Consider the following 26,033-nt stretch of genomic DNA (forward strand, 5'->3'; position numbering starts at 1 on the left):
TCTGGCTTTACCCCTACGAATAGTTTAGAGCCTATTTTTGAGCCTTTTGCGCGCCAATCGCGTGGACTTCCTGGTGCCCGGCCGGAATGTTTAGAGAAGCGGGAGGTTTTTTTATGCCAGACAATGCCATCCAAGTCGTTGAGCTCAGCAAGCGATTTGGCCGCCATCCGGTGCTGGACGGCGTGACATTCGATATCCCCAAGGGGCAGACGGTCGGACTGGTGGGCAACAACGGCTCCGGGAAGTCGGTGCTGCTCAAGTGCATGTGCGGATTGCTGATCCCCTCGTCGGGCACCGTGCAAATCAACGGAAAGCAGTTGGGCAAGGACATCGGCACCGCGCCCGAGTTGGGCGCGGTGATCGAAGCGCCCGGTTTCCTCCCGCAGCGCAGCGGTTACGCGAATTTGAAGGCGCTGTGGGGGCTGAACAAGCGCGTGCCGCTGACCGCCGTTCCCGAGGCCATGCGGCGCGTGGGGCTGGACCCTCATAACAAAAAGCGTGTCGGCAAGTACTCCATGGGCATGAAGCAGCGGCTCGGCATCGCGCAGGCGCTGATGGAAAACCCCAGTATTTTGCTGCTCGATGAACCATTCAACGGCCTGGATAAAAACGGCCTGAGGGATATGTACGCACTCTTACGCGAGCTGCGGGACTCGGGCATCACCGCGCTGATCGCCAGTCATAACCCGCTGGACATCGCGGAGCTGTGCTCGACCGTATACGAAATCGACGCCGGGCGGCTTGCCCAGGTGCGTTGACACGGTTTTTGTTAAATTTCGCCTCAAATGATACGCTTCAGGCCCCTGCCGTGTCATTACATAGAGAGAGGGTGCCGCAATGCCGAAGCGATATGCGCCATTGCTTGTTTGGCTGGAGGGGAGGGAATGACAATCAAACTGACCTGGCCCCGGCCGAACGGACGACTCCAGAGTGTGGTAGAATAAGACACACGGAGGAGATGTACCTATGGGCAGGAAAAGCGAGTTCAGCCGGGAGGAGAAGATCGCCGCGGTACGGCTCGACGGATGGAGGCCGGACGGTACTGAGCGTGGCGAACGAGTACGGGGTTCACGAGAACACGATTATGAAGTGGAAACCGTACCCCTGTCGAATTTGAGCATGACCTCATGAGCCTGGTTCCCGCATCTTGACGGCCTCGTTCCCGCACCACGCTTTCGCCTGTCCGGATCCTCGCGACCAGATCAGAAGACGGAGCGCCCCGGTTCTGTCGGTTGGATATCGGGCGCATGACGTGCGATCCGTTGGTGGTGCGGGAGGCGGAACCCAGATAAATTGTTAAATTTAGGATCAAGTGATACATTTTGGGTGGTTGCTGTGTCATTATATAATAGAGAGAAGAATGCGTGGGTACGGACGGCGCGCCGTGGATGCGGCCACGCCACGCGTTGCCAAGAGGGGTGTCTACATGATGAAACGATGGATGCTGCTGGCGCTGGCGCTGGTGCTGGCTTTGTCCCCGGTGCCCGGCTGGGCCGAGCCGGGGGGGGCCGAGCCCGCCGTTCGGGCGATCCGGCTGAATCGCTCTGCGGCTAAGCTGTTCGCGGGCACGCAGATCACCCTGAGCGCCGCCGTCTCGCCGTCCGGCGCGAAGGTGACCTGGACGAGCGGGAACGAGGCGGTGGCTGCGGTGGACGAGAAGGGCGCGGTGACCGGGCGCGCGCCCGGCAGCGCCTGGATCACGGCCGCGGCGGGCAGCGGCGCCGGGCAAAAGTCGGCGCGCTGCATGGTGACCGTCAAGGCCGCGCCGGTTCAGTCGTTCCGGCTGGATCATCAGGAGATCGCGCTGGGCGTGGGCGAGACCTTCCAGCTGTCCGGGGCGAGCTTCTTGCCCGCCTACGCCTACAACAAGTCGCTCGCCTGGTCGAGCCAGAACCCCACCACCGCCAGCGTCGATCCCGCGACCGGTCTCGTCAGGGGCGTCAACCCCGCCAAGACCCGGATCGTGGCCCGGTCGCACAACGGCAAGACCGCCGTGTGCGTGGTGAAGGTGACGGGCGATCCGCGCGCGCTGGCCGTCAAGCTCAACGTGACGGCCAAGGTGCTGGCCGCGAACCGCTCGTTCCAACTGAAGGCGACCGTGGTGCCCGCGTCCTCGCCGGCCGAAGACCATGCGATCAGCTGGGAGAGCTCCGATCCGCGGATCGCCACCGTAGACGAGCAGGGACGCGTGACGGCGGGCGGGAAGAGCGGCCGATGCAAGATCACCGCCACCAGCGGCAACGGGCGCGTCGCCGCCTGCCAGATCACCGTGAAGGCGATCGCCGCCCAGTCGATCTCGTTGCCCATGCAGCGCAGCATGGAGGTCGGCGAAGTGGCCATGCTGCCATACAGCCTCAAGCCCGCGAACGCCAGCAGCGCGGTTGCGTGGACGAGCAGCGACCCGACGGTGGCGACGGTCGAGGCGGCCGATGCGGCGGGCAAGGTGACCGCGCTGTCGAAGGGCACCACCACGATCACCGCCACCGCGGGCGCGGCGAAGGCCACCTGTCTCGTGCGCGTCGGCATGGGGAAGGAAGGGCGGCTCGTGACCATCACCGCGACCGGCGATATCACGATCGGCGGCGACCCGCGCCCGCATCAAGTGGCGCCCGCGACCGAACGGTACTACGACGGTCTGTACGCCAAGTACAAGGGCGACTTCCTCGGGGAGCTGAAGGGTGCGTTCAATGCGGATCACGAGGTCACGCTGGTCAACCTGGAGAGCAACCTGAGCACCGCGACGCGGTACGCCTCCAAAAGCTACGTGTTCCGGGGCAAGCCGGCCTACGCCGATATCCTGCTCCGCGCGGGCGTGGACGTCGTGGGCCACGCCAACAACCACTCGATGGATCTGGGCGCGGTCGGCGCGCGCGACACCCGCAGCGCCGTCACGGCGCACAACATGCGGTACGCGTCCGGAGGCACCCAAGCGATCGTGGACGTGAACGGCGTCCGGGTGGGCCTTCTGGCGTTCAACGCGCTGAACGCGCGCTCGCTGCCGACGTCGGCCAAGAATATGATCGCGCAGCTGAACAAAACGTGCGGCCTGGTGGTGGTGTCGTTCCACTGGGGCAAGGAGTGGGTGTACGGCGCTTCGCCCGCGCAGCGCAACATCGGCCGCGCGGCGGTGCTGGCCGGGGCCGACCTGGTCGTGGGCCACCACTCGCATGTGGTCAGCGGCGTGGAGAAGTACAAGGGCAAGTACATCGCCTACGGCCTGGGCACGCTGTCGTCGGCCATCCTGACGCCCAACGACATGGACAACATCGTGTTCCAGCAGACCTTCCGGGTCGGGTCGGACCCCGGCCAGGTCGAGGAGGAATCGGTCAAGCTGATCGCCTGCTCGACGAGCAGCAACCCCAAGGTCAACGACGCCCGCACCCAGCGCCTGTCGGGCACGGCGCGCGCAGGGGTGCTGGGCAAGGTCAAGAAGTATAGCGCGCCGTTTAGCCAGACGCTGCCGGACAGCGCGTTCGAATAGGGCATGAATGAAGGTTTATACCGTCAGCAATGGGAGGGGATCCGCGTGGGCCGTTCGTTTGAAGAGTTGTTTGGGGAAGTTGTGGGGCGGGGCGCCCAGGCCACCGTGTACGCGCGGGATGATTACGCGGTCAAGCTGTACCGCGAAGGCTATCCGAAGTGTAACGTGTTTTCCGAAGCGTACATCATGGCGAACCTGGAGCGGGAGCATTTCCCCGGCCCGAGGGTGTACGAGGTGCTGCTCGTAGACGGGCGCTACGGCATCCGCATGGATCGGGTGAAGGGCGAAGTGTTGTCGGGGGCGGTGACCGACCCGGCCAGGCGCAAGCAGGCGATGGATGCGCTGGTGGACCTCCAATGCCGTCTGCAGCGCAGCGTCAACGCCGGTACATGGGCGCCGGACATCAAGGCGCGCTTTCGGAACGACCTTGAGCGCAACGACAGGCTCTCAGGCGAGCTCAAGCGGCGGCTGCTTGCGGATCTCGACGTGTTGCCGGACGGTCGGGCGCTGTGCCACTGCGACTTTCACGCCGACAACGTCTTCTTTGACGGGACGACGTACACGATCATCGACCTGCTGCAAATCTGCAAGGGCGATCCGGCGGCGGACGCCGCCTGTTCCTACGTATCGTACGGCTTTGCGTCGCGGGAGCTCGCCGAGTATTACCTGGACCGGTACTGCCAGGTTTCCGGCATCCCCCGCGGTCATGTGTTCCGGTGGATTCCGCCGTACGCCGGCACGCTGCTGGGGCAGGTACCCGAAGCCTACACGCCGATCATAGAGGGGCACATCCGCATGAACGAAGCCCGGTGATATGGCGCGGGGGCTGTAGCTTAGGGCGCGCGCCCCTCTTTGGCTCCCTCTGACGCGTCCGTCCGGAGGATGGGCCGTCAGAGAGAGGAGAGGGAGGGCCGCGGCGCGCTTTCTTTGCGCCACAGAGTCCGTTTCGTAGCGGTTCAGCCGATTTGCCGGATCACCGTTCCGGTTTGGCCTGCGATGCCCTGCGCCGCCTTTTCCAGCAGCGTAATCAGCGCGTAGCGCCGGGGGGCGCTCTCGGCAAAGTCGAGCGCGGCCTGCACCTTGGGGAGCATCGAGCCGGGCGCGAACTGGTTGTCCGCGATGTGCTTGCGCGCCTCGTCGGGCGTCATTTCGCTGAGCCACCGCTGGTCGGGCTTGCCGAAGTTGACGGCCACCTTTTCCACGGCGGTCAGAATGATCAGGCAGTCGGCGTCCAGCATCTTGGCCATGCAGCAGGACGCGAGGTCCTTGTCGATGACCGCGCCGACGCCCTTCAGATGGTGGCCCTGGGCGATCACCGGAATGCCGCCGCCGCCCGCCGCGATGACCACCTGGCCGGCCGCGATCAGGTCGCGCACGGTGTCGATCTCCACGATCTCCAAGGGCTTCGGCGAAGCCACCACGCGGCGGTAGCCGCGCCCGGCGTCCTCGACCATCGTGAAGCCCTTTTCCGCGGCGAGCCGGTCGGCCTCCGCCTTGGTCATGAACGCGCCGATCGGCTTGGTCGGCTTCAAAAACGCCGGGTCCTCGGGATCGACGCGCACCTGCGTCAGCACGGTCGAGACCGGCTTTTTGATTCCGCGCTCGAGCAACTCTGCCCTGAGCGCGTTTTGCAAATCGTAGCCGATGTAGCCCTGGCTCATCGCCACGCACACCGACAGCGGCGCGAGCGGCTCGCCGTGCGCGCGGCTATACTCGGCCATTGCGTTCTGGATCAAGCCCACCTGCGGGCCGTTGCCGTGCGAGATGATGACCTCGTGGCCCTGCTCGATCAAGCCCGCGATCGTCTTGGCGGTGCGCTTGACGGCGATCATCTGCTCGGGCAGGTTACTGCCCAGCGCGTTGCCGCCCAGCGCGATCACGATTTTCTGGCCCATGTGGTTTTCCTCCATTCAATACACAGGGAGGCTGCCGATTTGTGGCGACAGCCCCCTTTTTGGTCAGGATGTTTTACGCGGCGGGGACTCGCTCCCTGCGGTCGCATCGGGGACGGCCGCGCCGCCGCGGAACAAAACCGGCCGCGCGTTCCCCGTGCCCGGGAACGGGATACGGCGCGGGGATTGCGCGGGAGACGTTGGGGCTCCTCGCTCAATTCGCAATGGCCGCTCCGGCCGCTTCGCCGGCCACTGGCCGCGCCCCTGCGCACCCCCCAGCCACGCCAAAGGGCTTTGCCCTCCGGACTTTTCACCGTTCACGCGGGGTTAGGCGTTCCAGCGCTTCTCGGCGGCCTTTTCCAGCTCTCCCAGCTTCTTGGCGGGGTTCTTGACCTTCGCCAGGAAGATCATCGCGGCGATGATGTAGGGCTTGAACGAGGCTTCCTTATACAGCGGGGTGCGGTAGCGGTCGAACACGCTCGCCTCGACCTCGCCCTCCTTGCAATTGACGCCTGAGATATCCGCCGGCAGGCAGTGCAGGTACAGCGCCTTGCCGTCACGGGTCAGCTTCATCATGTCCTCGGTGCATTCCCAGTCCTTATGCTCCGCGTTCTGCTTGAGCAGTTCCTTCTCCAGCGCCTTAATCCCGTCGCTGTCGCCATTGCCGTACAGCTCGGTGCGCTTCTCCATCGCGGCGAACGGCGCCCAACTCTTGGGGTACACGATGTCGGCGTCCTTGAACGCCTCCGCCATACTGTTCGTGCGCTTGAAGCTGCCGCCCGACTTCTTCGCGTTCCGCTTCGCGACTTCCTCAACCTCCGGCATGACCTCGTACCCCTCGGGATGCGCCAGCACCACGTCCGCCCCGAAGCGGGTCAAGAGGCCGATGATGCCCTGCGGCACCGACAGCGGCTTGCCGTACGACGGCGAGTAGGCCCAGCTCATCGCGACCTTCTTACCCTTGAGGTTCTCGACGCCGCCGAAGTGCTCGATCAGGTGCAGCGCGTCCGCCATGGCTTGGGTGGGATGGTCGATGTCGCACTGCAGGTTGACCAGCGTAGGTTTCTGCTCGAGCACGCCGTCCTCATGGCCCTGCGTCACCGCGTCCACGACCTCGTGCATGTAGGCATTGCCCTTGCCGATGTACATGTCGTCGCGGATGCCGATCACGTCGGCCATGAACGAGATCATGTTGGCGGTCTCGCGCACGGTCTCGCCGTGGGCGATTTGGCTCTTGCCCTCATCCAGGTCGGATACGGTCAGGCCCAGCAGGTTGCACGCCGAGGCGAACGAGAAGCGGGTGCGCGTCGAGTTGTCGCGAAACAGCGATACGCCCAGGCCGCTATCGAAGATCTTGGTGGAGATGTTGCGTTCGCGCAGGTCGCGCAGCGCGTTCGCCACGGTGAACACCGCCTGGATCTCGTCGTCCGACTTTTCCCAGGTGAGGAAGAAATCGCCGTCGTACATACCCTTGGCATCCAGCTTCTTCAGGGTATCGAGGTACTTGTTCAGCTTGCTCATGGTGGGTGTGCTCCTTCACTGTTTTGTTGTCTTCGTGTCGCGGTCAGCCCATCCCATTCCCCATTCCCCTCCTAGGAGGGGTGCCCGCGGGCGGGGTGGTGGCCCCGGGAGGGGTGCCAGAGGGCGGGGTGGTGGCCCCTTGGAGGGAGGGGAATGGGACGGCCTATTTCACGTACAGCGTGGGCATCGCGGCATAGACCGCGGCGCACTTGACGAGGTCCTGCTTCCAGGTCTTCTCATTGGGCGCGTGGGCCTGCGCCTCCTTGCCGGGGCCGAAGCCGATGCAGGGGATGCCGTAGCGGCCCATGATCGACACGCCGTTGGTCGAGAACGTCCACTTGTCCACCTTGGGCTCGCCGTACATGCCCTTGAACGCCTCGACCATCGCCAGCGTCGCCGGGTGGTCCTCCGGGATGACCCAGGTCGGAAAGTAGCAGTCGGTGGGGTAGGTGAGGCCCGTCCAGGACGGACGGTCGTACTTGTACATCGACACGACCGCGCCGTACTTCTTCGCCGAGGGCAGGTTCCTGATTTCCTCGAGCGCCATCTCGTAGGTCTCGCCAAAGGTCAGCCGGCGGTCGAGCGACACCGAGCAGCTGTCGGCCACCGCGCAGCGGCTGGGCGAGGTGTAGAAGATTTCGCTGGTCGTCACGGTGCCCTTGCCGAGGAAGGGATCGACGTGCAGGTGGTTGTTGAGCTCTTTGACCTCCATGAGGATTTCGGCCATCTTGTAGATGGCGTTGTCGCCGCGCTCGGGGGCGCTGCCGTGGCAGGACACGCCCTTGACGTCCACGCGGATTTCCATGCGCCCGCGCTGCCCCCGGTAGATGTTGCCGTCGGTCGGCTCGGTGATGACCACGAACTCCGGCTTGATCTTGTCTTCATTGATGATGTACTGCCAGCACAGCCCGTCGCAGTCTTCCTCCTGCACGGTGCCGGTCACGAGCACGGTGTATTTATCGCTCAAAAGCCCTAAGTCCTTCATGATCTTCGCGCCGTAAACGCCCGACACGATGCCGCCCAGCTGGTCGGAGGCGCCGCGCCCGCCGATCTCGGTCTCGGTCTCGAAGCCCTCGTAGGGATCGAACGTCCAGTTGTCGCGGTTGCCGATGCCCACGGTGTCGATGTGCGCGTCGTAGGCGATCAGCTTCGCTCCGTGTCCCATGTAGCCCAGCACATTGCCCATCGAATCGATCTCGACCTTGTCGAACCCGACCGACTTCATCTCCTCGGCGATGCGGCGGATGACGCCCTCCTCGCCGCAGCTCTCGCCCGGAATTTGCACCAGGTCGCGCAGAAACTTGGTCATCGCCGGCTCATGGCCCTCGGCCGCCGCCTTGATCTTCTGGAAATCCATCGTGAAACGCCCCTTTCGCCCATAGGAATGATTGAATCTTAAACGCTTCGATGCGCGCCGTCCCATACCACGCGCTGAAAGTTTTCCGGATCGGTGTCGCCTTCGGTGGAGAACATCAGCACCTTTGAATCCTGATCGAGCTTGAGCGCGGCCTTGAGCGCGGCGTAGCGCTCATCCGTCATCAGCGTCGAGACCAGGCCCATGCCCACCGCGCCCGACTCGCCCGAGATCACCTGCGGATCGCCCTTGACGGGCGCCGCCAGCATGCGCATGCCCTTGGCCGCCACCCAATCGGGGCAGGACACGAACGCCGCGGCGTGGTTCTTCAGGATGTCCCAGGAGATCGTGTTGGGCTCGCCGCAGGCCAGCCCGGCCATGATCGTTTGCAGGTCGCCGGTCACAAAGCGGATGCCGCCGTCGGCGGCCAGCGCGCCCTGATACAGGCAGTCGGCGGCCTGCGCCTCCATGACCACCATCGCGGGCGGATTGTCGGGGAAGAGGTTCGCGAAGAAGCCGATCACCGCACCCGCCAGCGAGCCCACGCCCGCCTGCACGAACACGTGAGTGGGGCGCTCGGCGCCCGCCGCCTTCAATTGCTCGGCGGCCTCCATCGCCATCGTGCCGTAGCCTTGCATGATCCAGGCAGGAATCTCTTCGTAGCCGTCCCAGGCGGTGTCCTGCACCACCACGCCGCGCTCAGTCTCGGCGGCTTCCCTGGCGGCCATGCGCACGCACTCGTCGTAGTTGACCTCTTCGATCGTCACCTGCGCGCCTTCCGCGGCGATGTTGTCGTAGCGGATTGAAACGGTCCCCTTGGGCATGTGCACCACGGCCTTCTGCCCCAGCTTGTTCGCCGCCCACGCCACGCCCCGGCCGTGGTTGCCGTCGGTCGCGGTGAAGAAGGTGGCCTGGCCGAACTCGTTCTTCAGCTTCTCGCTCGTCAGGTAGCCGTAGGTGACCTCGGACACGTCCTTGCCGAGCTCGCCGGCGATGTAGCGCGCCATGGCGAACGAGCCGCCCAGCACCTTGAACGCGTTCAGGCCGAAGCGATAGGACTCATCCTTCACGAACAGCTCCTTGAGCTTCAACCGCCCCGCCATGCCGGAAAGCCGCCTGAGCGGCGTTACCGAGTACTGCGGAAAGCTCATGTGGAATGCGCGCGCTTTTTTGATCTCCTCGAGCGCCATCACCTTGAGCTGCCCATCGGACGTCTGAGGCATCTGATTGCGGGTCCACTTGATCTGCTCCACGGCCGATTCCTCCCATGATGTCTTCATTTTCGGTGGCTTTCTCCCGTATGGCTCCATTATACCAGCTTTTCCGGCGTTGTCAACAAATATTCTTTATTGCTAAAAAATTTTTAGGTACGTGGGGATTGCAATGTGGGGGCGCTTGGGGTATACTAAAAACAGGTGCGGGCGGCCACGGGCCGCCCCTACGCGAGTGATTGGGAGGCCGGGCGATGGACGAGGGGCAGCTGAAATTCTTAAAGCGGCTGGCGAAAGGCATTGCGGCGCAGTTCGGCGAAAACTGCGAGGTGGTGGTGCACGAGATGGACGGGGCAGACCCCGAGCATACGATCGTGGCGATCGAGAACAGCCATGTGACGCACCGTTCGCTGGGCGACGGGCCGTCGCGGGCGGTGCTGAACGCGCTGCGCTCGGGGCAGGGCGAGCTCAACGACCACCTGAACTACCTCACGCGCTCGCGCGACGGGCGCATCCTCAAGTCCAGCACGATCTACATCCGGGACGATCAGGACAGGGTAAACGGCATCTTTGCGATCAACTACGACATCACCAACCTGCTCGCGATCGAAGGCGCGCTGCGCCCGCTGATCACCCCCGACCAGGCCGAGAAGGACGAGCCCGAGAAGATCGTGCAGAACGTGAGCGACCTGCTGGACGAACTGATCGAGCAGTCGGTCGCGCTGGTGGGCAAGCCGGTCGCGCTGATGAACAAGGAGGACAAGATCCGCGCCATCCAATTCCTGTCGAGCACCGGCGCGTTTCTAATCACCAAGTCGGGCGACAAGGTGAGCCGGTACTTCGGCATCTCCAAATACACGCTGTACAATTACATCGACGCGGCGGAATAGACATCCCGCGCGATTGCCTGGAAGGCCACGCCGACCTCCTTAGGGCTGCCCGACAGCGCCTCGGCCCGGCGCATGATCTCCTTCAGCGAGTTCAGGTCTCGCTGGATGAAGAGCTCGCACAAAAACCGCTTCATCCGCCCGTTGTTGTACTTCGCCAAGGCGACGGTGAGCAGGTCTGCGCGCTCCGCATAGTCCCGATACCAATGTTCAAAGCCCGACGCAGCGACGGCGGCGCAGTTCCGCTCCTTCGCGTGATCGGTTTTCAAATCGCTGAACTCGCCCATCTTCCCGAGCCGCGCGCACGGGAACTCGCCGCACAGCCCGCAGTGGGCGAGCGGTCTTGCCACGCAGCAATGATGCACCTTGCACGGCTCGGTATAGTACCCGTCATGCGAGCAGCCGGGGCAGCGGCTCTTGCCCTCGGTCCTGTAGCGCGTACACAGTGCGCAGGGCATCCCGCAATAGCCGTAGGGGTAGCTGTTCATGTGGGCCTCTCTTTCGTGACATCGAAAACGGATTCCCCGCCGGGCGAGCTTGCCTGACGGGGAATTGATTCCATATCTCAATTACTTCGCGAAATCGATCGCGCGGGTTTCTCGGATCACGTTGACCTTGATCTGGCCGGGGTACTCCATCTCGCGCTCGATGCGCTTGACGACTTCCTTGGCCAGGATCAGCGTGCCGATGTCGTTCACATCCTCGGGCTTGACGATGATGCGCACCTCGCGCCCCGACTGGATGGCGAACGATTTCTCCACGCCGTCGAACGAGTTGGCGATCTCCTCGAGCTTCTGCAGACGCTTGATGTAATTCTCCAGCGACTCGCGCCGCGCGCCCGGACGCGCCGCCGAGATGGCGTCCGCGGCCTGGACCAGCACGGCTTCGACCGTTTGAGGTTCCACGTCGTTGTGGTGCGCCATGATGGCGTTAATCACCGCCTCCGACTCGTGGAACTTGCGGGCCAGATCCGCGCCGATCGTGACGTGCGTACCCTCGACCTCGTGGTCGATCGCCTTGCCGATGTCGTGCAAGAGGCCCGCGCGCTTGGCCAACTGGACGTCCGCGCCCAGTTCCGCCGCCATGACGCCCGCCAGGTGGCTGACCTCAATCGAATGCTTGAGCACGTTCTGGCCGTAACTGGTGCGGTACTTCATCCGGCCCAGCAGCCGGACCAGTTCGTGGTGAATCGAGTGCAGGTTGGTCTCGAAGATGGCCTGTTCGCCGGCCTCGCGGATCTGGTTGTCCACGTCCCGCCTGGCCTTCTCGACCATTTCCTCGATGCGCGCGGGGTGGATGCGCCCGTCGGCGATCAGCTTCTCGAGCGCGATGCGCGCCACCTCGCGGCGCACCGGGTCGAAGCCGGAGATGATGACCGCTTCGGGCGTGTCGTCGATGATCAGATCCACGCCGGTCGCGGTCTCGAGGGTGCGGATGTTGCGCCCTTCGCGCCCAATGATGCGGCCCTTCATGTCGTCGTTGGGCAGCGCCACCACCGACACCGTGGTTTCGGCGACGTGGTCGGCGGCGCACTTCTGGATGGCCAGCGCGATCAGGTTGCGCGCTTTCTTGTCGGCCTCTTCCTTGGCCTTGGCCTCGATTTCGCGCACCATCACGGCGGCGTCGTGGTAGGCGTCCTTCTGGATGCGGCCGATCAGCAGCTGGCGCGCCTCCTCGAGCGTCATGTTGGAGATGCGCTCGAGCTCGGACTGCTGTTGATCGTGCAATTGCTGCGCCTCGGCTTCAAGCCGCTCGGCGTCCTTGTACTTCTGGTTCAGGTGCTCTTCGCGCACTTCCAAGTTGTCCAGCTTCTTGTCGAGCGTCTCTTCGCGCTGGCTGACCCGGCGCTCGAGGCGGGTGACTTCGTTCCGACGGTCCTTGACTTCTTTATCCAGTTCCGACTTGAGCCGGATGATCTCTTCCTTGGCCTCGAGCAGTTTTTCCTTCTTCTGCTCTTCGGCTCTGCGCGTCGCCTCGTCGTACAGGTTTTTGGCAAATTCTTCGGTGCGGCCGATTTTCTTTTCCATGATGTTCTGACGATACAAAAAACCGGCTGCCGCGCCTACGGCCAGCGCGACGAGCGCGAGGATGATGGCAACGAATACATTCAAAGAACATGTTCCCCCTTTCTTACAATAATTTGATGGAAACCGGTCGCCCGGCTGCATGTTTCAACTGATCACAATGGCAAAGCGACGTGGTTATCGGAATTAGTTTACACTTCGGGACAAACGATGTCAAGCAAAGATTAGGCGCCGCCGGGGATTTTGCTTCGATATATATTGACGCTTTGCCGGTTTTGCCCTATAATCGTTGGGGTTACTAATCTACAGAAAGCGAATGCACCGATGAAGCTGATCGTATTTGACACCGAGGCCACCGATTTGACGCCGGGCCAGATATGCCAGCTGTCCTACCTGTGCGCGGACGGGGAAGCGGTTTGCGGCAAGAACATGTTCTTTGCCGTCGACGAGATGAGCGAGGGCGCGCAGCAGGTGCACGGCATGAGCATCGAGGACTGCTTAGGGCTGTCGGGCGGGGCGCGCTTCGAGGACCGCGCCGAGGAGATCTTCGAAGATTTTTCCGGCTGCGACATGCTGGTGGGCCACAACGTGTCGGCCGACGACCGGTACCTCAGGGTGGAGCTTGAGCGGTGCGGGATGAACCTCAAGAAGCTCAAGACCTTTTGCACGATGAACTACTTCACCGGCGACACCCAATTGAAGCGCAAGGTCAACACCGGCCGGCCCAAGCCGCCCAAGCTCAGCGAGTTGGCCGAGTTCTTCGGGGTGACCGGGGAGCTTATCGCCGAGAAGTCGGCCGAGTGGTTCGGCGGCGGCGGCGCGCTGCACGACGCGCGCTTTGACACGGTCGCCACCTATTTGTGCCTGGTCGAAGCGTCGCGCCAGGGCAAGATACGGGGGTTGTTATAGGTCTGCCGCTACGTCCGCCCCTGTATGCGGCAAATTTCTTTGATTTCGCCGTTTTTCTAGGTTAAAACTTGTCATATGCCTCGTTTGCTCCACATAGATATACCGCGAAGGAGCTGATGAGATGGACGAAAAGATTCGCATTCTGCCGGTAGACGACAACCCGGCCATACTAAAGCAGTTGAGCGATTTCTTTCAGGACAAGCCGGACATCGAGCTCGTGGGTAGCGCGTGCGACGGGGATCAGGCGCTGAAGATGCTGCGCACGGCGCGGCCCGATGTGATGTTGCTCGACGTTATCATGCCCAAGCTCGACGGGTTTGCCGTGCTCGACGCGCTGCGCGAGATGCCCGACCCGCCGCGCGTCGTCATGGTCACCGGGCTGTCGCGCGACGACTTCATCGTGCGCGCCATGCAGCTCGGGGCCAGCTACTACATGGTCAAGCCCATCGACCTCACGGTGCTCTACAGCCGCATCAAGGAAGTCAACGGCATCGACCCGCAGATGGTCACCTCGGGCGAAATGCACCGCGCGCCCCGCCACACCGCCGACGAGCAGGTGACCAACCTGTTTTTGACCATCGGCATTCCCGCCCACATCAAGGGCTACCAGTACCTGCGCGAGGCGGTCAAGATGGTGATCGAGAACCACGAGATGCTCGGCCGCATCACCAAGGAGCTTTACCCCGGCATCGCGCGCCGCTACAGCACCACCGCCAGCAAGGTGGAGCGCGCGATGCGCCACGCGATCGAGGTGGCCTGGAACCGGGGCCGGCTCGACTCGATCAACCGCATGTACGGCTACAAGGTATTCTCGCCCGACGATAAGCCCACCAACGGCGAGTTCATCGCGATGGTAGCGGATAAAGTAGGGGTCGCCTGAGGGCGAGGCCTCGAGAGCTTTCCGCCCGGTTGCCCGTTCGCCCGCTTTGCGGGCTCCGGGCGGCCGGGCGGAAAGCTTTCGAGGCCGTTTGGGTTACGAGGGAACGGGGCCGCCTTCCTGAATTTCCTGCGGGAAATTCCGGGCGGAAGACGGGGGAACGATGGGGTGACGGGGCCGCCTGCCTCTCGGCCCTGCGGGGCCTCCCGGGCGGCAGGCGGACGGGAAGCGATTGCGAGTCGGTCGGCTGCGGCCTCCCTTGGTCGCAATCGCATTCACGCCCCCGGTACATGCCCGTGGGCGCGCGGTGACGGGGGCTTCGGCCCCCCATTCCCCCGGGAAGGGGAACGGGGGAACGAAAAAGCGAGGGAACGAGGAAACAAGGGAACGAAGGAACAAGGGAGCGAAGAAACAAGGGAGCGAAGCAACGAAGAAACAAGGGAACGAAGGAATGAGGGAACGAACGGCGAAGCGCTTCGCGCCCGCCGTCGGGCAAACGTGCTATGCGGGCGGTCTTTCCCATTCCCCTCCCAGGAGGGGTGCCCGCAGGCGGGGTGGTAGCCCCCGCAGGGCGTAACCAACCTCCGTACCCGCTTTTCGAGTCCTGCCATCAGGTTCACCACCCCGTCGCTTCGCGCCACCCCTCCGAGGAGGGGAATGGCCACCTATTCCCCTCCTCGGAGGGGTGCCCGCAGGGCGTAACCCCAAGCCTCCGTACCTGCTTCTTCAAGCCCTGCCATCAGGCTCACCACCCCGTCGCTTCGCGCCGCCCCTCCGAGGAGGGGAATGGCCACCCATTCCCCTCCCAGGAGGGGTGCCCGCAGGCGGGGTGGTGGCCCCCGCGGGGCGTAGCCCAGGTCTTCGTACCCGCTTTTCAAGCCCTGCCATCAGGCTCACCACCCCGTCGCTGCGCGCCGCCCCTCCCAAGAGGGGAATGGATGCGCCCCGCGGGGGAGGCGAAGACCGGCGGACGGTCGCTCCCCTTTCAATTCCCCCGCCACCGGAGGGAAACACCCCCGGGACATGCCCGCCGCCGCGCAACAAAGAGTTCACCGGATATTCTCATAATTCATATTGATAAACATTTCACAATCACGTAGAATGCCAATGGATAATTGAAAATCGATAAAACATTATCCGATGGGGAGGCGCGGCATGTCGAAGCAGGAAAAGACCCCAGATATTCAGACACAGGCGGATGTTAAGCAGATGATCGACGCTCTGGTGGAGCGGGCGATCCAGGCGCAGGACGAGTACCTCCGAATGGATCAGGCGCAGGTGGACAAGGCGGTGCACGCCATGACGCTCAAGGGCATCGAGAACCACATGGGGCTCGCGCGCATGGCGCGCGACGAGACCGGGCGCGGCGTGTTCGAGGATAAGGTCATCAAGAACCTGTTTTCCACCGAGTACATCTGGCACTCGATCAAGGACCTCAAGACGGTGGGCGCGGTGGAGGAAAATGACCTCGAGGGCTACGTCGAGATCGCCGAGCCGGTCGGCGTGGTGGCGGGCGTCACTCCGGTGACCAACCCCACCTCGACCACGATGTTCAAGGCGCTCATTTGCGCCAAGACGCGCAACCCGATCATCTTCGGTTTCCACCCGTCGGCGCAAAAGTGTTCGATGGAAGCCGCGCGCATCCTGCGGGACGCGGCGGTTGCGAACGGCGCGCCGGAGCATGCGATTCAGTGGATCGAGACGCCCTCGGTCGCGGCCACCACGGCGCTGATGAACCACCCGGGCATTTCGATGATCCTGGCCACCGGCGGCTCGGCCATGGTCAAGAGCGCCTACTCCGCGGGCAAGCCGGCGCTGGGCGTAGGGCCGGGCAACGTGCCCTGCTACATCAACCGAAAGGTCAACGTCCGGCGCGCCTGCACCGACCTGATGATCTCGAAGACCTTCGACAACGGCATGATCTGCGCCTCCGAGCAGGCGGCGATCGTGGACGAGGCCATCCATGAGGAATTCGAGCGCTTTATGACCGAAAACAACTGCTACTTCCTCAAGGAGGATGAAATCGACAAACTGACCCGCTACGCGATCAACCTCGAGAAGATGGCGGTCAACCCCGCGATCGTGGGCCAGTCGGCCGAATGGATCGCGGAAAACGCCGGGCTCGCCGTGCCCAAGGGGACCAAGATCCTGCTGGCGCGCCTCCCGGAGCCCTCGACCGAGTACCCGCTGTCGCTGGAGAAGCTGTCGCCGATCCTGGCCTATTTCGTGTGCCGCGACGAACAGCAGGGCTTCGAGTACGCGCGGCGCATGCTCGAGCTCGGCGGGCTCGGGCATTCGGCGGTCATCCACTCGGACGACGAGGCGCTGTGTGTGCGCTACTCCGAGGCGATGAAGGTGGGCCGCGTAATCGCCAACGCGCCCTCGTCCCAAGGCGCGATCGGCGACATCTACAACACCAACACGCCCTCGCTGACGCTGGGCTGCGGCTCCTACGGGCACAACAGCACCACGGCCAACATCTCGTCGGTCAACCTCATCAACAAAAAGCGCATGGCGAAGCGGAGGGCGAACATGCAGTGGTTTAAGATCCCGCCGAAGATTTACTTTGAGAGGGGCGCCATCCAATACATGCAGGACATGCCGGGCATCAGCCGCGCGTTCATCGTGACCGACCCGGCGATGGTCAAACTGGGCTACATCGACAAACTGACCTACTACCTCAAGAAGCGCGGCAACGTGCACTACGAGATATTCTCCGAGGTGGAGCCCGATCCGTCGGTCGAGACCATCGAGCGGGGTGTGCGCGCGATGAACCTGTTCCAGCCCGACGTGATCGTCGCGCTGGGCGGCGGCTCGGCCATCGACGCGGCCAAGGGCATGTGGCTGTTCTACGAGCAGCCGGACACCAGCTTCGACGGAATGAAGCTGAAATTCATCGACATCCGCAAGCGCGCGTTCCATTACCCGAACCTCGGCAAGAAGGCGCAGTTCGTCGCCATCCCCACCACCTCGGGCACCGGCTCGGAGGTGACCAGCTTCTCGGTCATCACCGACAAGAAGAACGGCAACATCAAGTACCCGCTGGCCGACTACGAGCTGACGCCCGACGTGGCGATCATCGACCCGCAGTTCACCGACACCCTGCCCAAGTCGATCGTGGCCGATACCGGCCTGGACGTGCTGACCCACGCGATTGAGGCCTACGTATCGGTCATGGCCAGCGATTACACCAACGGCCTGGCGATCAAGGCGATCGAGCTTACCTTCAAGTACCTGCCGCGCAGCTACGAGGATCCAAACGACCTGGTGGCGCGGGAAAAGATGCACAATGCCAGCTGCATCGCGGGCATGGCGTTCTCGAACGCGTTCCTGGGCATCAACCACTCACTGGCGCATAAGCTGGGCGGCGAATACCACATCCCGCACGGCCGCGCCAACGCGGTGCTGCTGCCCTACGTGATCGCCTACAACGCTGGGAAGCCCACCAAGTTCCCCACCTTCCCGAAGTACGGCGAGTTCGTGGCCGACTACCGCTACGCGCAAATCGCCCGGCGGCTGGACCTCGCGGATCTAAAGGACAGCCAGCAAGACCAGATCAAGGCGCTCGTGGAGGCGGTGCGCGCGCTGATGAAGCGGCTCAACATGCCGCTGAGCATCCGCGACTGCGGCGTGGACGAGCAGGCGTTCCTGCACGCGCTGCCCGGCTTGGCCGAGCGCGCCTTCGAGGATCAATGCACCACCGCCAACCCCCGCTACCCGCTGGTGGCCGAGCTGATGGAGATCTATCGGCAGGCGTACTACGGAGAATAAGCTCGACGTCTTTTTGCCTGCGGGCAAAATGCTTTGGGCCGTGGGGGAGAGGCCGCTTGCCTGTCGGCCTGAGGGCCTCCGGGCGGCAGGCGGACGGGAAGCGCGCCCGGCTGCGCCGGTGTGCATCATAACTTAATGGTCTGCCATCGGCCGCGCCGATGTGAATGTGCCGAGGTACATAAGGGGGTTCCGGCCCCTCCTGTGTGTCTCGGCACATTTTACGCAGCCGCGCGGCAGTCTACCTGTTCGCAGGCCAAATTTCACTTGACAACCCTACCTGCCCTCCCTATAATTAGTTAAGCTAATTAAATGATGGGAAGCGGCGCGTATGGATCCTTATCTGGCGGAGCTCAACGAGCTGTTGGTGCGGGCCTACCGGTCGATCGTCAAGGTCGAGGAGGTCATGTTGCGCGACCTCAGCGATACGCGGCTCACGATCAGCGAGATGCACCTGCTCGAGCGCATCGGCGCGGATCGCACGCTTGGGCGCACCGTGACCGACCTGGCGCAGGAGCTCGACATCACCTTGCCCTCGGTCACCGTGGCGCTCAAGCGCCTGGAGAAAAAGGGCTACGTCACCAAGAACCGATGCTCAGAGGATGGCCGGCGGGTGCGCGTCAGGCTGACCGGGGAAGGGCTGCGCGCCGAGATCGCGCACCGCTACTTCCACCGCCAGATGGTGCGCGCCGTGGCCGGGGAGCTTGACGAAAACGAGCGGCGCGCGCTGATCGCCGGCGTGCGCAAGCTGGATCTGTTCCTGCGCGGAAAGATCGAGGACGCCGAAAGGGGAGACTCTCTTTGAACATATGGGGCACCGGCAGCGCGCTGCCGGCCTTGAGCGTTGACAATGAACGCCTGACCAAATTTCTGGACACCAGCGACGAGTGGATCCGCAGCCGGACCGGCATCTGCGAACGGCGCATCCTGGGCGCGGATGAAACGCTGCTGGGCCTCGGCGCGCAGGCGGGCGCACGCGCGCTCGAGGACGCGGGGGTTTCGCCGGCGGACGTCGATTTGCTGATCTGCGCGACCCTGCAGGGCGACACCATCACCCCCTCGCTGGCCAGCCTCTTGCAGGCGCAGATGGGACTTCCCTGCCCGGCGTTCGATCTGAACGCCGCCTGCTCGGGCTTTCCCTACGCGCTGAACGCGGCCGACGCCTTCATTGCGTCGGGCAAGGCGCGCGCGGTGCTCGTCGTTGCGGCGGAGGGGCTGTCGCGGCTGGCCAACTGGACCGACCGCTCCACCTGCGTGCTGTTCGGCGACGGCGCGGGCGCGGTGCTGTGCGGGCCGGGCGAGGCGCTCAAGGCGCTCAAGCTGACCAGCGCCGGCGCGAAGCAGATTCTGTACGCCGACGCCGAGCCGGGCGGCAGCCCCTTCGGCACAAAGGCGCGCGCGTTCGCGGGCATCCACATGGAGGGGCAGGAGGTCTACAGGTTCGCGGTGTCGAGCTGCCTGCGCGATTTGGAGACGGTGATCGGCCAGGCCGGCCTGACGCCCGATGACATCGACTGCTTCGTGCTGCACCAGGCCAACAAGCGCATCGTCGAGGCGGTGCGCGCGAGGCTCAGGCAGCCGGAAGACAAGTTCCCCACCAACATCGAGCGCCGCGGCAACACCTCCTCGGCCAGCATCCCCATCCTGCTGGACGAACTGAACCGCGCGGGCCGGTTCAAGGCGGGCGACCGCCTGGCGCTGGCCGCGTTCGGCGCGGGGCTGACCACCGGCGCCTGCGTCATCGAATGGACAAAGGCATGACCTTTTCCAGATAGAAACAACAATTTTTATGGAGGACATCACCATGACGTTTGACAAGGTTGCGACCATGGTCGCGGACTACAAGGGCATCGAGCGCTCTGCCATCAAGCCGGAGAGCACCTTCCCGGAGATGAAGCTGGACTCGCTCGACCTCGCCGACCTCGCGATGAACCTCGAGGACGAATTCAGCGTGACGATCGAGCTCAGCCCGAGCATCAAGACGATGGCCGACCTGGTTCGCGTGATCGACGAGGCGAAGAACGCATGATTTCGGGCAAAATCTGCGACATCATCGGCATCGAGTACCCGATCTTCCAGGGCGGCATGGCCTGGGTGTCGGAGGCGTACCTCGCCGCCGCGGTGTCCAACGCCGGGGGCCTGGGTCTGATCTCGGCGATGAGCGCGCCGGGTGAGTACCTGCGTGAGCAGATCCGGCTGTGCCGCTCGATGACCGACAGGCCGTTCGGCGTGAACGTGATGCTGATGAGCCCGCACGCGCGGGAGGTTTCAAGGATCGTCCTCGAGGAACGCGTGCCGGTGGTCACCACCGGCGCGGGGCTGCCCGGCATCTACATGAAGGAATGGGTGCCCGCCGGCATCAAGGTGGTGCCGGTGGTGCCCTCGATCGCCATCGCCAAACGCGTGGCGCGCGACGGCGCGGCGGCCGTGATCGCCGAGGGCTGCGAGGCCGGCGGGCACATCGGGGAGCTGACCACGATGACGCTGGTGCCGCAAGTCGCCGACGCGGTTGATATTCCGGTGATCGCGGCGGGAGGCATCGCCGACGGGCGCGGCGTGGCGGCGGCCTTTATGCTGGGCGCCGAGGGCGTGCAGTGCGGCACGCGGTTCCTGGTCGCGCACGAGTGCCGCATCCACGACAACTACAAGAAGAAGGTCGTCGCCGCGCGCGAGATCGACACCATCGTGACCGGCCGCCGGCTGGGCCACCCGGTGCGTTCGCTCAAGAGCCCGTTCGCCTTTGCCTTCGGCGAGAAGGAGTACGACGCGGGCGTGACCAACGAGCAGTTGGAGCAGATGGGCGCGGGCTCGCTGCGCAAGGCCAGCGTGGAGGGCGATCTCGAGCAGGGCAGCTTCATGGCGGGCCAGGCCGCGGGTATGGTAAAGAAGGAGCAGCCCGCTGCCGAGATCATCCGCGAGATGTTCTCCGAGGCCGAGGCAATCCTGCTGGGGGCGAGCAAATGGGTAAGATAGCATTCTTGTTCGCCGGACAGGGCGCGCAGAAGGCGGGCATGGGCCGCTCGATCTACGAAGCCAGCACCGCCGCGCGCAAGGCGATGGACGAGGCCGAATCGATCCGCCCGGGCACGCTCGCGCAGTGCTTCGAGGGCCCGGACGAAGCGCTCAGGCAGACGGTCAACACCCAGCCCTGCCTGATGCTGGTCGATTACGCCTGCGCGCTGGCCGCGCGCGAGGCCGGGGTGGCCCCCGACTGCGCGGCCGGGTTCTCGCTGGGCGAGGTGGCGGCGGCGGCGTTTGCGGGCATGCTGCCGTTTGAGGCCGCGTTCCGGCTGGTGATCCGGCGCGCCGAGCTGATGCAGGCGGCGGCCACGCGCCATCCGGGTGCGATGGGCGCGGTGCTCAGGCTTTCCGCCGGGCAGGTGGAGGCCGTCTGCGCGCAGGTGGGCGAGGCTTATCCCGTCAACTACAACTGCCCCGGTCAGATCGTCGTGGCCTGCTTGGAGGACCGGTTCGACGCGCTGGCCGCCGCCGTCACGGCGCAGCGCGGCCGTGTGATGCGGCTGAACGTCAGCGGCGCGTTCCATTCGCCGTGGATGCGCGAAGCCGAGGCCGGGTTGGCCGAGTACCTCGCGGGTGTCGATTTGAAGGCGCCCGATATCCCGCTCTACGCCAACGCGACCGGCAGGCCCTACGCGGGCGATTTGAAGGCGTTGCTTTCGCGCCAGGTGGCCTCGCCGGTGCGCTTCGAGGACAGCGTGCGCGCGATGGCCGAGGCGGGCGTTACCACCTTCATTGAGGTGGGCCCGGGCACGACGCTCGGCGGCCTTACGCGCAGGACGCTTACCGCGCGCGTGTTCAATGTGGAGGACGAGCAGAGCCTGCGCGCCTGCATGGAGGGATTGAACGCATGAAGGGACGAGTTGCGCTGGTCACCGGCGGTTCGCGCGGGATCGGCCGCGCGATCGCGCTGAAACTGGCGTCCGGGGGCGCGGACGTCGCGATCCTCTACGCGGGCAACGCCGCGGCCGCCGAGGAGGCCGTGCAGGCGATCGAGGCGCAGGGAACGCGCGCGCTGGCGCTTCGCTGCGACGTGGCCGACTACGCCCAGGTCGAGGCGGCCGTCAAGCGGGTCAAGGACGAACTGGGCCTGCCCGAGATTCTGGTCAACAACGCGGGCGTGACGCTCGACAAGCTGGCCATGCGCATGAGCGCGGATGAATTCAGGCGGGTGGTGGACGTCAACCTGAACGGCGCGTTCCACCTGATCCGCGCGCTGCTGCCCGACTTCGTGCGGCGGCGCTCGGGAAGAATCGTCAACATCACCTCGGTGTCGGGGCTGATCGGCAACGCCGGTCAGGCCAACTACGCCGCCGCCAAGGCCGGCATGATCGGGCTCACCAAGTCGGTGGCGCGCGAGGTGGCCTCGCGCGGCATCACCGTCAACGCGGTCGCGCCCGGTTTCGTCGAAACCGACATGACGGGCGCGATGGACGGCGAAGTGCTTTCGCAGGCGCTTGCGGATGTGCCCGCCCGGCGCATGGCCGATCCCGCGGAAATCGCCGCGGCGGTCGCGTTCCTCGCGGGGCCGGATGCCGCCTACATCACCGGTGTGGTACTGCCTGTGGACGGCGGATTATCGATGTAAGGGCGAACCCCCTTCCCATCCGAGGAGGGGAAGGGGAGAGAACCAATTCGGAGGAAGTGTGTAGAATGAGGCGAGTGGTCATCACCGGCATGGGCGCGATATCGCCCGTCGGCAACGACGTGGCGACGCTATGGGACAATTTGGCGCGCGGCGTTCACGGCATTGCCGCCATCACGCGCTTTGACAGCGCGGCCTTCAAGGTGGGTGTGGCCGCCGAGGTCAAGGACTTCGACCCCGAGCGGCACGGCATCGAGCGCGGCGACGCGCGCAGGATGGACCTGTTTACCCAGTACGCGATGGCGGCCGCCGCCGAAGCCGCCGAGGACAGCGGGATTGTGGGCGCGGTCGACTCCGAGCGGCTCGGCGTCTGCGTGGGCAGCGGCATCGGCGGCATGGGCACCTTCATGGCCGAGCATCAGAAATTGCTCGAGCGCGGGCCCTCGCGCGTGTCGCCGCTGTACATCCCGATGATGATCGGCAACATCGCCGCCGGCAACATCGCCATCCGTTACGGTTGTCAGGGGCCCTGCCTGCCGGTGGTCACCGCCTGCGCCACCTCCACCCACGCCGTCGGCGAGGCCTTCCGCCAGATTGCGCACGGTTACGCCGACGCGGTCATGGCCGGCGGCAGCGAGGCCACGATCAACCCGTTGGCCGTGGCGGGGTTCACCAACTGCAAGGCGCTGAGCGAGACGCGCGACCCCGAGCAGGCGTCCCTGCCGTTTGACCGCCGCCGCGCCGGATTCGTCATGGGCGAGGGCGCGGGCATCGTCGTGCTCGAAGAATACGAACACGCCCGCGCGCGGGGCGCAACAATCTACGCCGAGGTGGTCGGCTACGGCAACACCTGCGACGCCCACCACATCACCGCGCCCGACCCGGACGCCGCGCAGGGCGCGCGTGCGATGAGGCTGGCGCTTACGGAAGCGGGCGGATACGAGGGCCAGCTCTACATCAACGCCCACGGCACCGGCACGCCGCTCAACGACGCGAGCGAGACGCTGGCGATCAAGAAAGCGCTGGGCGAGGACGCGGCGCGGCGCGCGCTTATCAGCTCCACCAAGTCGATGACCGGCCACATGCTGGGCGCGGCGGGCGCGATCGAACTGATCGTGAGCGCGCTGGCGCTGGGCAAGGGCGTCGTGCCCCCGACGATCAACCTGAATGAGCCCGACCCGGCCTGCGACCTCGACTACGTGCCGAACGTAGCCCGCAAGGCGCAGCTCGGCGCGGCGCTGTCGGTGTCGCTGGGCTTCGGCGGCCACAACGGCGCGATTGCGCTCAGGAGGACGCCATGAACATCAAGCAGATTCGGGAACTGGCGCGCATCGCTCAGGAGCACGGCCTGACCGCGCTCGAGGTCAGCGAGGGCGAGACCACCGTCCGCATTGAGCGCGGTCAGGCCGTCGCCGGCGCCGCCCCGGCCGTTGAGACCGTTCAGTCGGTCGCGCCCGTGCTCCCCCTACCCGACGAGCCGAAGGGTTCGGCCGTCGATTTCAACCACACCTACGAGGTGGAATCGCCGTTGGTGGGCGTGTTTTACGCCGCGGGCGCGCCGGGGGCGGAACCCTTCGTCAAGGTGGGCAGCCATGTGAAGAAGGGCGACGTGCTGTGCATCATCGAGGCCATGAAGCTGATGAACGAGATTACATCCGACCGCGGCGGCGAGGTGGTCGATGTGTGCGTCGGCAACGGCGACGTGGTCGAGTTCGGCCAGACTTTATTCAAATTGTGTTGAGGTAGAGCCATGAACCGAGACGAGATCATGAACATCCTGCCCCATCGCGGGGCGATGCTGCTGCTCGACGAGGCCCTGCTCGCCGAGGACGGTACGGCGCGCGGCAGCTACCGCATACGCGGCGACGAGTGGTTCCTGGACGGCCACTTCCCCGGCAACCCGGTGGTGCCGGGCGTCGTAACGTGCGAGGTCATCGCGCAGGCCAGCTGCGTGCTGCTCAAGGATCAGCTGGCGGGCCGAACGGCCTACTACGCCGGAATCGACAAGGCGCGCTTCAGGCGCGTGGTTCGGCCGGGCGAGACGCTCACGGTGTCGGCCGCATTGCTGCGCTCCAAGATGAACCTGTATGTGGTCAAGGGGGAAGCTTCGGTGGACGGCGAGCTGTGCGCCTCCGGCGAGTTCTCCTTCATCATTCCGTGAAGGGGGAACAATCATGTTTCCCAAGATCTTGATTGCCAACCGGGGCGAAATTGCCATCCGGGTGATCCGCGCCTGCAAGGAGATGGGTGTGAGCACGGTGTCGGTGTTCTCCGAGGCCGACCGGAGCGCGCTGCACGTGGCGCTGGCCGACGAGAGCGTGTGCATCGGCCCGGCCGCCGCGCAGCTCAGCTACCTCAACATGGCCGCGATCCTGTCGGCGGCGACCGTGACCGGCGCGCAGGCCATCCACCCGGGTTACGGCTTCCTGTCCGAGAACGCGCGCTTTGCCGAGCTGTGCGGCCAGTGCGGGACCCAGTTCATCGGCCCGTCCGCCGACGTCATCCGCCGCATGGGCGACAAGGACGAGGCGCGCCGCACGATGGTGGCCGCGGGCGTGCCCGTGGTGCCGGGCAGCGACGTCGTTTTATCGGTCGAGGCGCTGAAAGAAGAGGCTTCGCGCATCGGTTATCCGCTCCTGATTAAGGCGCGCTCCGGCGGCGGCGGGCGCGGCATCCGGCGCGTAGACGGGCCGGAGGAACTTACGGCGGCGTATCTCACCGCGTCGAACGAGGCGCAGGCGGCCTTCGGCGACGGCAAGGTGTACCTCGAAAAGCTGCTTGAGGACGTCAAGCACGTCGAGGTGCAGCTGCTGTGCGACCGGCAGGGCCGCGCCGTCGCGCTGGGCGAGCGCGAGTGCTCGATGCAGCGCAAGAACCAAAAGCTGATCGAGGAGAGCCCCTCCCCGGCGGTGGACGCGAAGCTGCGCGCGCGGATGCAGGACGCCGCCGTCCGCGCCGCCCTGGCCGTCGGCTACGAGGGCGTAGGCACGGTCGAGTTCCTGCTGACGAAAGACGGGCAGTTCTACTTCATGGAGATGAACACGCGGCTGCAGGTCGAGCACCCGGTCACCGAGATGGTCACCGGCATCGACCTGGTCAAGTGGCAGATCCGCGCGGCGGCGGGTCAGGCGCTGCCGTTTGTTCAGGAGGACATCGCGCTCGCCGGCCACGCGATCGAATGCCGCATCAACGCCGAGAACCCGGCGCTGAACTTCCGGCCCTGCGCCGGGCGCATCGGGATTTTGCATGTGCCCGGCGGGCCGCAGGTGCGCTTCGAGACGGCGCTCTACCAGGGCTATGAGGTACCGCCGTTCTACGACTCGATGATCGCCAAGCTGATCGTGCACGCGCCCACCCGGCCCGAGGCCATCCGCAAGATGCGCGCGGCGCTGTGCGAGATGGTGATCGAGGGCGTCGATCACACCGGTTTTTTGCAGTCCGACCTGCTCGAGGAGGCCGCCTTTGAGGACGGCAGCTACACGACCGGCCATCTGAACGGGAGGTAG

At 64.8% G+C, this 26,033-nt stretch carries 23 protein-coding genes; 17 read left to right on the forward strand and 6 right to left on the reverse strand.

Annotated features, from left to right (window positions below; all coding sequences use genetic code 11):
- Nucleotides 1-113 precede the first annotated feature (113 nt).
- From ACH6CV_RS10420 to ACH6CV_RS10430, 3 genes are all read left to right on the forward strand, one after another.
- A complete protein-coding gene (locus ACH6CV_RS10420; protein WP_456358129.1) occupies nucleotides 114-758 on the forward strand; it encodes an ABC transporter ATP-binding protein in 645 nt (214 codons plus the stop codon).
- A 668-nt stretch (nucleotides 759-1,426) separates the two neighbouring features.
- A complete protein-coding gene (locus ACH6CV_RS10425) occupies nucleotides 1,427-3,481 on the forward strand; it encodes an Ig-like domain-containing protein (RefSeq protein ID WP_456358130.1) in 2,055 nt (684 codons plus the stop codon).
- Nucleotides 3,482-3,526: 45 nt separating this feature from the next.
- A complete protein-coding gene (locus ACH6CV_RS10430) occupies nucleotides 3,527-4,294 on the forward strand; it encodes a phosphotransferase family protein (protein WP_456358131.1) in 768 nt (255 codons plus the stop codon).
- Nucleotides 4,295-4,437: 143 nt separating this feature from the next.
- Here the strand turns inward: ACH6CV_RS10430 and arcC are convergent, their stop codons facing one another.
- The 4 genes from arcC to dpaL form a co-directional block, all read right to left on the reverse strand.
- Nucleotides 4,438-5,376 (reverse strand): carbamate kinase, encoded by a 939-nt coding sequence (gene arcC / locus ACH6CV_RS10435; RefSeq protein WP_456358132.1) that lies wholly within the window; start codon nucleotides 5,374-5,376, stop codon nucleotides 4,438-4,440.
- 324 nt (nucleotides 5,377-5,700) lie between these two features.
- Nucleotides 5,701-6,894, reverse strand: a complete 1,194-nt coding sequence (gene ygeW, locus ACH6CV_RS10440) for a knotted carbamoyltransferase YgeW (protein ID WP_456358133.1) — start codon at nucleotides 6,892-6,894, stop codon at nucleotides 5,701-5,703.
- 163 nt (nucleotides 6,895-7,057) lie between these two features.
- On the reverse strand, nucleotides 7,058-8,251 hold the full coding sequence (locus ACH6CV_RS10445; protein WP_456358134.1) for a YgeY family selenium metabolism-linked hydrolase: 1,194 nt from the start codon (nucleotides 8,249-8,251) through the stop codon (nucleotides 7,058-7,060).
- 38 nt (nucleotides 8,252-8,289) lie between these two features.
- Complete coding sequence (gene dpaL / locus ACH6CV_RS10450) at nucleotides 8,290-9,528, reverse strand: diaminopropionate ammonia-lyase (protein ID WP_456358135.1); 1,239 nt, start codon at nucleotides 9,526-9,528, stop codon at nucleotides 8,290-8,292.
- A gap of 185 nt (nucleotides 9,529-9,713) precedes the next feature.
- Here dpaL and ACH6CV_RS10455 point away from each other — a divergent pair, with 185 nt between their 5' ends.
- Complete coding sequence (locus ACH6CV_RS10455; RefSeq protein WP_456358136.1) at nucleotides 9,714-10,349, forward strand: helix-turn-helix transcriptional regulator; 636 nt, start codon at nucleotides 9,714-9,716, stop codon at nucleotides 10,347-10,349.
- On the opposite strand, the gene ACH6CV_RS10460 is transcribed toward ACH6CV_RS10455, so the two are convergent.
- Both ACH6CV_RS10460 and rny read right to left on the reverse strand, forming a co-directional pair.
- Nucleotides 10,328-10,834 (reverse strand): DUF3795 domain-containing protein, encoded by a 507-nt coding sequence (locus ACH6CV_RS10460; RefSeq protein ID WP_456358137.1) that lies wholly within the window; start codon nucleotides 10,832-10,834, stop codon nucleotides 10,328-10,330. The genes ACH6CV_RS10455 and ACH6CV_RS10460 overlap by 22 nt on opposite strands.
- An 81-nt stretch (nucleotides 10,835-10,915) precedes the next feature.
- The gene (rny, locus tag ACH6CV_RS10465; protein ID WP_456358138.1) at nucleotides 10,916-12,514 is read right to left on the reverse strand and encodes a ribonuclease Y; all 1,599 of its coding nucleotides are present in this window, start codon (nucleotides 12,512-12,514) and stop codon (nucleotides 10,916-10,918) included.
- A gap of 180 nt (nucleotides 12,515-12,694) precedes the next feature.
- On the opposite strand from rny, the gene ACH6CV_RS10470 reads away from it, so the two are divergent.
- From ACH6CV_RS10470 to accC, 13 genes are all read left to right on the forward strand, one after another.
- Nucleotides 12,695-13,279 (forward strand): 3'-5' exonuclease, encoded by a 585-nt coding sequence (locus ACH6CV_RS10470; RefSeq protein ID WP_456358139.1) that lies wholly within the window; start codon nucleotides 12,695-12,697, stop codon nucleotides 13,277-13,279.
- A gap of 121 nt (nucleotides 13,280-13,400) precedes the next feature.
- Nucleotides 13,401-14,159, forward strand: a complete 759-nt coding sequence (gene spo0A, locus ACH6CV_RS10475) for a sporulation transcription factor Spo0A (RefSeq protein ID WP_456358140.1) — start codon at nucleotides 13,401-13,403, stop codon at nucleotides 14,157-14,159.
- A 1,152-nt stretch (nucleotides 14,160-15,311) separates the two neighbouring features.
- A complete protein-coding gene (gene adhE / locus ACH6CV_RS10480; RefSeq protein ID WP_456358141.1) occupies nucleotides 15,312-17,927 on the forward strand; it encodes a bifunctional acetaldehyde-CoA/alcohol dehydrogenase in 2,616 nt (871 codons plus the stop codon).
- Nucleotides 17,928-18,255: 328 nt separating this feature from the next.
- Nucleotides 18,256-18,729, forward strand: coding sequence for a MarR family winged helix-turn-helix transcriptional regulator (locus tag ACH6CV_RS10485; RefSeq protein ID WP_456358142.1), 474 nt, complete (start codon nucleotides 18,256-18,258; stop codon nucleotides 18,727-18,729).
- Nucleotides 18,726-19,685 carry a beta-ketoacyl-ACP synthase III gene (locus ACH6CV_RS10490; RefSeq protein ID WP_456358143.1) on the forward strand — a complete coding sequence of 320 codons (960 nt, stop codon included), beginning with the start codon at nucleotides 18,726-18,728 and terminating at the stop codon, nucleotides 19,683-19,685. Before ACH6CV_RS10485 ends, ACH6CV_RS10490 begins: the two co-directional genes overlap by 4 nt.
- Before the next feature lie 43 nt (nucleotides 19,686-19,728).
- On the forward strand, nucleotides 19,729-19,953 hold the full coding sequence (locus ACH6CV_RS10495; protein WP_456358144.1) for a phosphopantetheine-binding protein: 225 nt from the start codon (nucleotides 19,729-19,731) through the stop codon (nucleotides 19,951-19,953).
- The gene (fabK, locus tag ACH6CV_RS10500) at nucleotides 19,950-20,897 is read left to right on the forward strand and encodes an enoyl-[acyl-carrier-protein] reductase FabK (protein ID WP_456358145.1); all 948 of its coding nucleotides are present in this window, start codon (nucleotides 19,950-19,952) and stop codon (nucleotides 20,895-20,897) included. The genes ACH6CV_RS10495 and fabK overlap by 4 nt, the downstream gene beginning before the upstream one ends.
- The gene (locus tag ACH6CV_RS10505) at nucleotides 20,885-21,796 is read left to right on the forward strand and encodes an ACP S-malonyltransferase (protein ID WP_456358146.1); all 912 of its coding nucleotides are present in this window, start codon (nucleotides 20,885-20,887) and stop codon (nucleotides 21,794-21,796) included. The genes fabK and ACH6CV_RS10505 overlap by 13 nt, the downstream gene beginning before the upstream one ends.
- Nucleotides 21,793-22,530 carry a 3-oxoacyl-[acyl-carrier-protein] reductase gene (fabG, locus tag ACH6CV_RS10510; protein ID WP_456358147.1) on the forward strand — a complete coding sequence of 246 codons (738 nt, stop codon included), beginning with the start codon at nucleotides 21,793-21,795 and terminating at the stop codon, nucleotides 22,528-22,530. Before ACH6CV_RS10505 ends, fabG begins: the two co-directional genes overlap by 4 nt.
- A 65-nt stretch (nucleotides 22,531-22,595) precedes the next feature.
- Nucleotides 22,596-23,828 (forward strand): beta-ketoacyl-ACP synthase II, encoded by a 1,233-nt coding sequence (gene fabF / locus ACH6CV_RS10515; RefSeq protein ID WP_456358148.1) that lies wholly within the window; start codon nucleotides 22,596-22,598, stop codon nucleotides 23,826-23,828.
- Nucleotides 23,825-24,268, forward strand: coding sequence for an acetyl-CoA carboxylase biotin carboxyl carrier protein (accB, locus tag ACH6CV_RS10520; protein WP_456358149.1), 444 nt, complete (start codon nucleotides 23,825-23,827; stop codon nucleotides 24,266-24,268). Before fabF ends, accB begins: the two co-directional genes overlap by 4 nt.
- Before the next feature lie 9 nt (nucleotides 24,269-24,277).
- The gene (gene fabZ / locus ACH6CV_RS10525) at nucleotides 24,278-24,688 is read left to right on the forward strand and encodes a 3-hydroxyacyl-ACP dehydratase FabZ (protein WP_456358150.1); all 411 of its coding nucleotides are present in this window, start codon (nucleotides 24,278-24,280) and stop codon (nucleotides 24,686-24,688) included.
- Nucleotides 24,689-24,701: 13 nt separating this feature from the next.
- Nucleotides 24,702-26,033, forward strand: coding sequence for an acetyl-CoA carboxylase biotin carboxylase subunit (accC, locus tag ACH6CV_RS10530; protein WP_456358151.1), 1,332 nt, complete (start codon nucleotides 24,702-24,704; stop codon nucleotides 26,031-26,033).

Origin of the sequence: Anaerozeibacter quisquiliarum, assembly GCF_051162045.1 — a bacterium.
Taxonomy (GTDB): domain Bacteria; phylum Bacillota; class Clostridia; order Christensenellales; family Aristaeellaceae; genus Anaerozeibacter; species Anaerozeibacter quisquiliarum.

Bases quoted from the DNA above. Each gene is read 5' to 3' on its own strand.
- ACH6CV_RS10420 (WP_456358129.1), top strand. From the start codon at position 114: ATGCCAGACAATGCCATCCAAGTCGTTGAGCTCAGCAAGCGATTTGGC.
- ACH6CV_RS10425 (WP_456358130.1), top strand. From the start codon at position 1,427: ATGATGAAACGATGGATGCTGCTGGCGCTGGCGCTGGTGCTGGCTTTG.
- arcC (WP_456358132.1), bottom strand. From the start codon at position 5,376: ATGGGCCAGAAAATCGTGATCGCGCTGGGCGGCAACGCGCTGGGCAGT.
- ygeW (WP_456358133.1), bottom strand. From the start codon at position 6,894: ATGAGCAAGCTGAACAAGTACCTCGATACCCTGAAGAAGCTGGATGCC.
- ACH6CV_RS10445 (WP_456358134.1), bottom strand. From the start codon at position 8,251: ATGGATTTCCAGAAGATCAAGGCGGCGGCCGAGGGCCATGAGCCGGCG.
- dpaL (WP_456358135.1), bottom strand. From the start codon at position 9,528: ATGAAGACATCATGGGAGGAATCGGCCGTGGAGCAGATCAAGTGGACC.
- ACH6CV_RS10455 (WP_456358136.1), top strand. From the start codon at position 9,714: ATGGACGAGGGGCAGCTGAAATTCTTAAAGCGGCTGGCGAAAGGCATT.
- ACH6CV_RS10460 (WP_456358137.1), bottom strand. From the start codon at position 10,834: ATGAACAGCTACCCCTACGGCTATTGCGGGATGCCCTGCGCACTGTGT.
- rny (WP_456358138.1), bottom strand. From the start codon at position 12,514: ATGCAGCCGGGCGACCGGTTTCCATCAAATTATTGTAAGAAAGGGGGA.
- ACH6CV_RS10470 (WP_456358139.1), top strand. From the start codon at position 12,695: ATGAAGCTGATCGTATTTGACACCGAGGCCACCGATTTGACGCCGGGC.
- spo0A (WP_456358140.1), top strand. From the start codon at position 13,401: ATGGACGAAAAGATTCGCATTCTGCCGGTAGACGACAACCCGGCCATA.
- adhE (WP_456358141.1), top strand. From the start codon at position 15,312: ATGTCGAAGCAGGAAAAGACCCCAGATATTCAGACACAGGCGGATGTT.
- ACH6CV_RS10485 (WP_456358142.1), top strand. From the start codon at position 18,256: ATGGATCCTTATCTGGCGGAGCTCAACGAGCTGTTGGTGCGGGCCTAC.
- ACH6CV_RS10495 (WP_456358144.1), top strand. From the start codon at position 19,729: ATGACGTTTGACAAGGTTGCGACCATGGTCGCGGACTACAAGGGCATC.
- fabK (WP_456358145.1), top strand. From the start codon at position 19,950: ATGATTTCGGGCAAAATCTGCGACATCATCGGCATCGAGTACCCGATC.
- ACH6CV_RS10505 (WP_456358146.1), top strand. From the start codon at position 20,885: ATGGGTAAGATAGCATTCTTGTTCGCCGGACAGGGCGCGCAGAAGGCG.
- fabG (WP_456358147.1), top strand. From the start codon at position 21,793: ATGAAGGGACGAGTTGCGCTGGTCACCGGCGGTTCGCGCGGGATCGGC.
- fabF (WP_456358148.1), top strand. From the start codon at position 22,596: ATGAGGCGAGTGGTCATCACCGGCATGGGCGCGATATCGCCCGTCGGC.
- accB (WP_456358149.1), top strand. From the start codon at position 23,825: ATGAACATCAAGCAGATTCGGGAACTGGCGCGCATCGCTCAGGAGCAC.
- fabZ (WP_456358150.1), top strand. From the start codon at position 24,278: ATGAACCGAGACGAGATCATGAACATCCTGCCCCATCGCGGGGCGATG.
- accC (WP_456358151.1), top strand. From the start codon at position 24,702: ATGTTTCCCAAGATCTTGATTGCCAACCGGGGCGAAATTGCCATCCGG.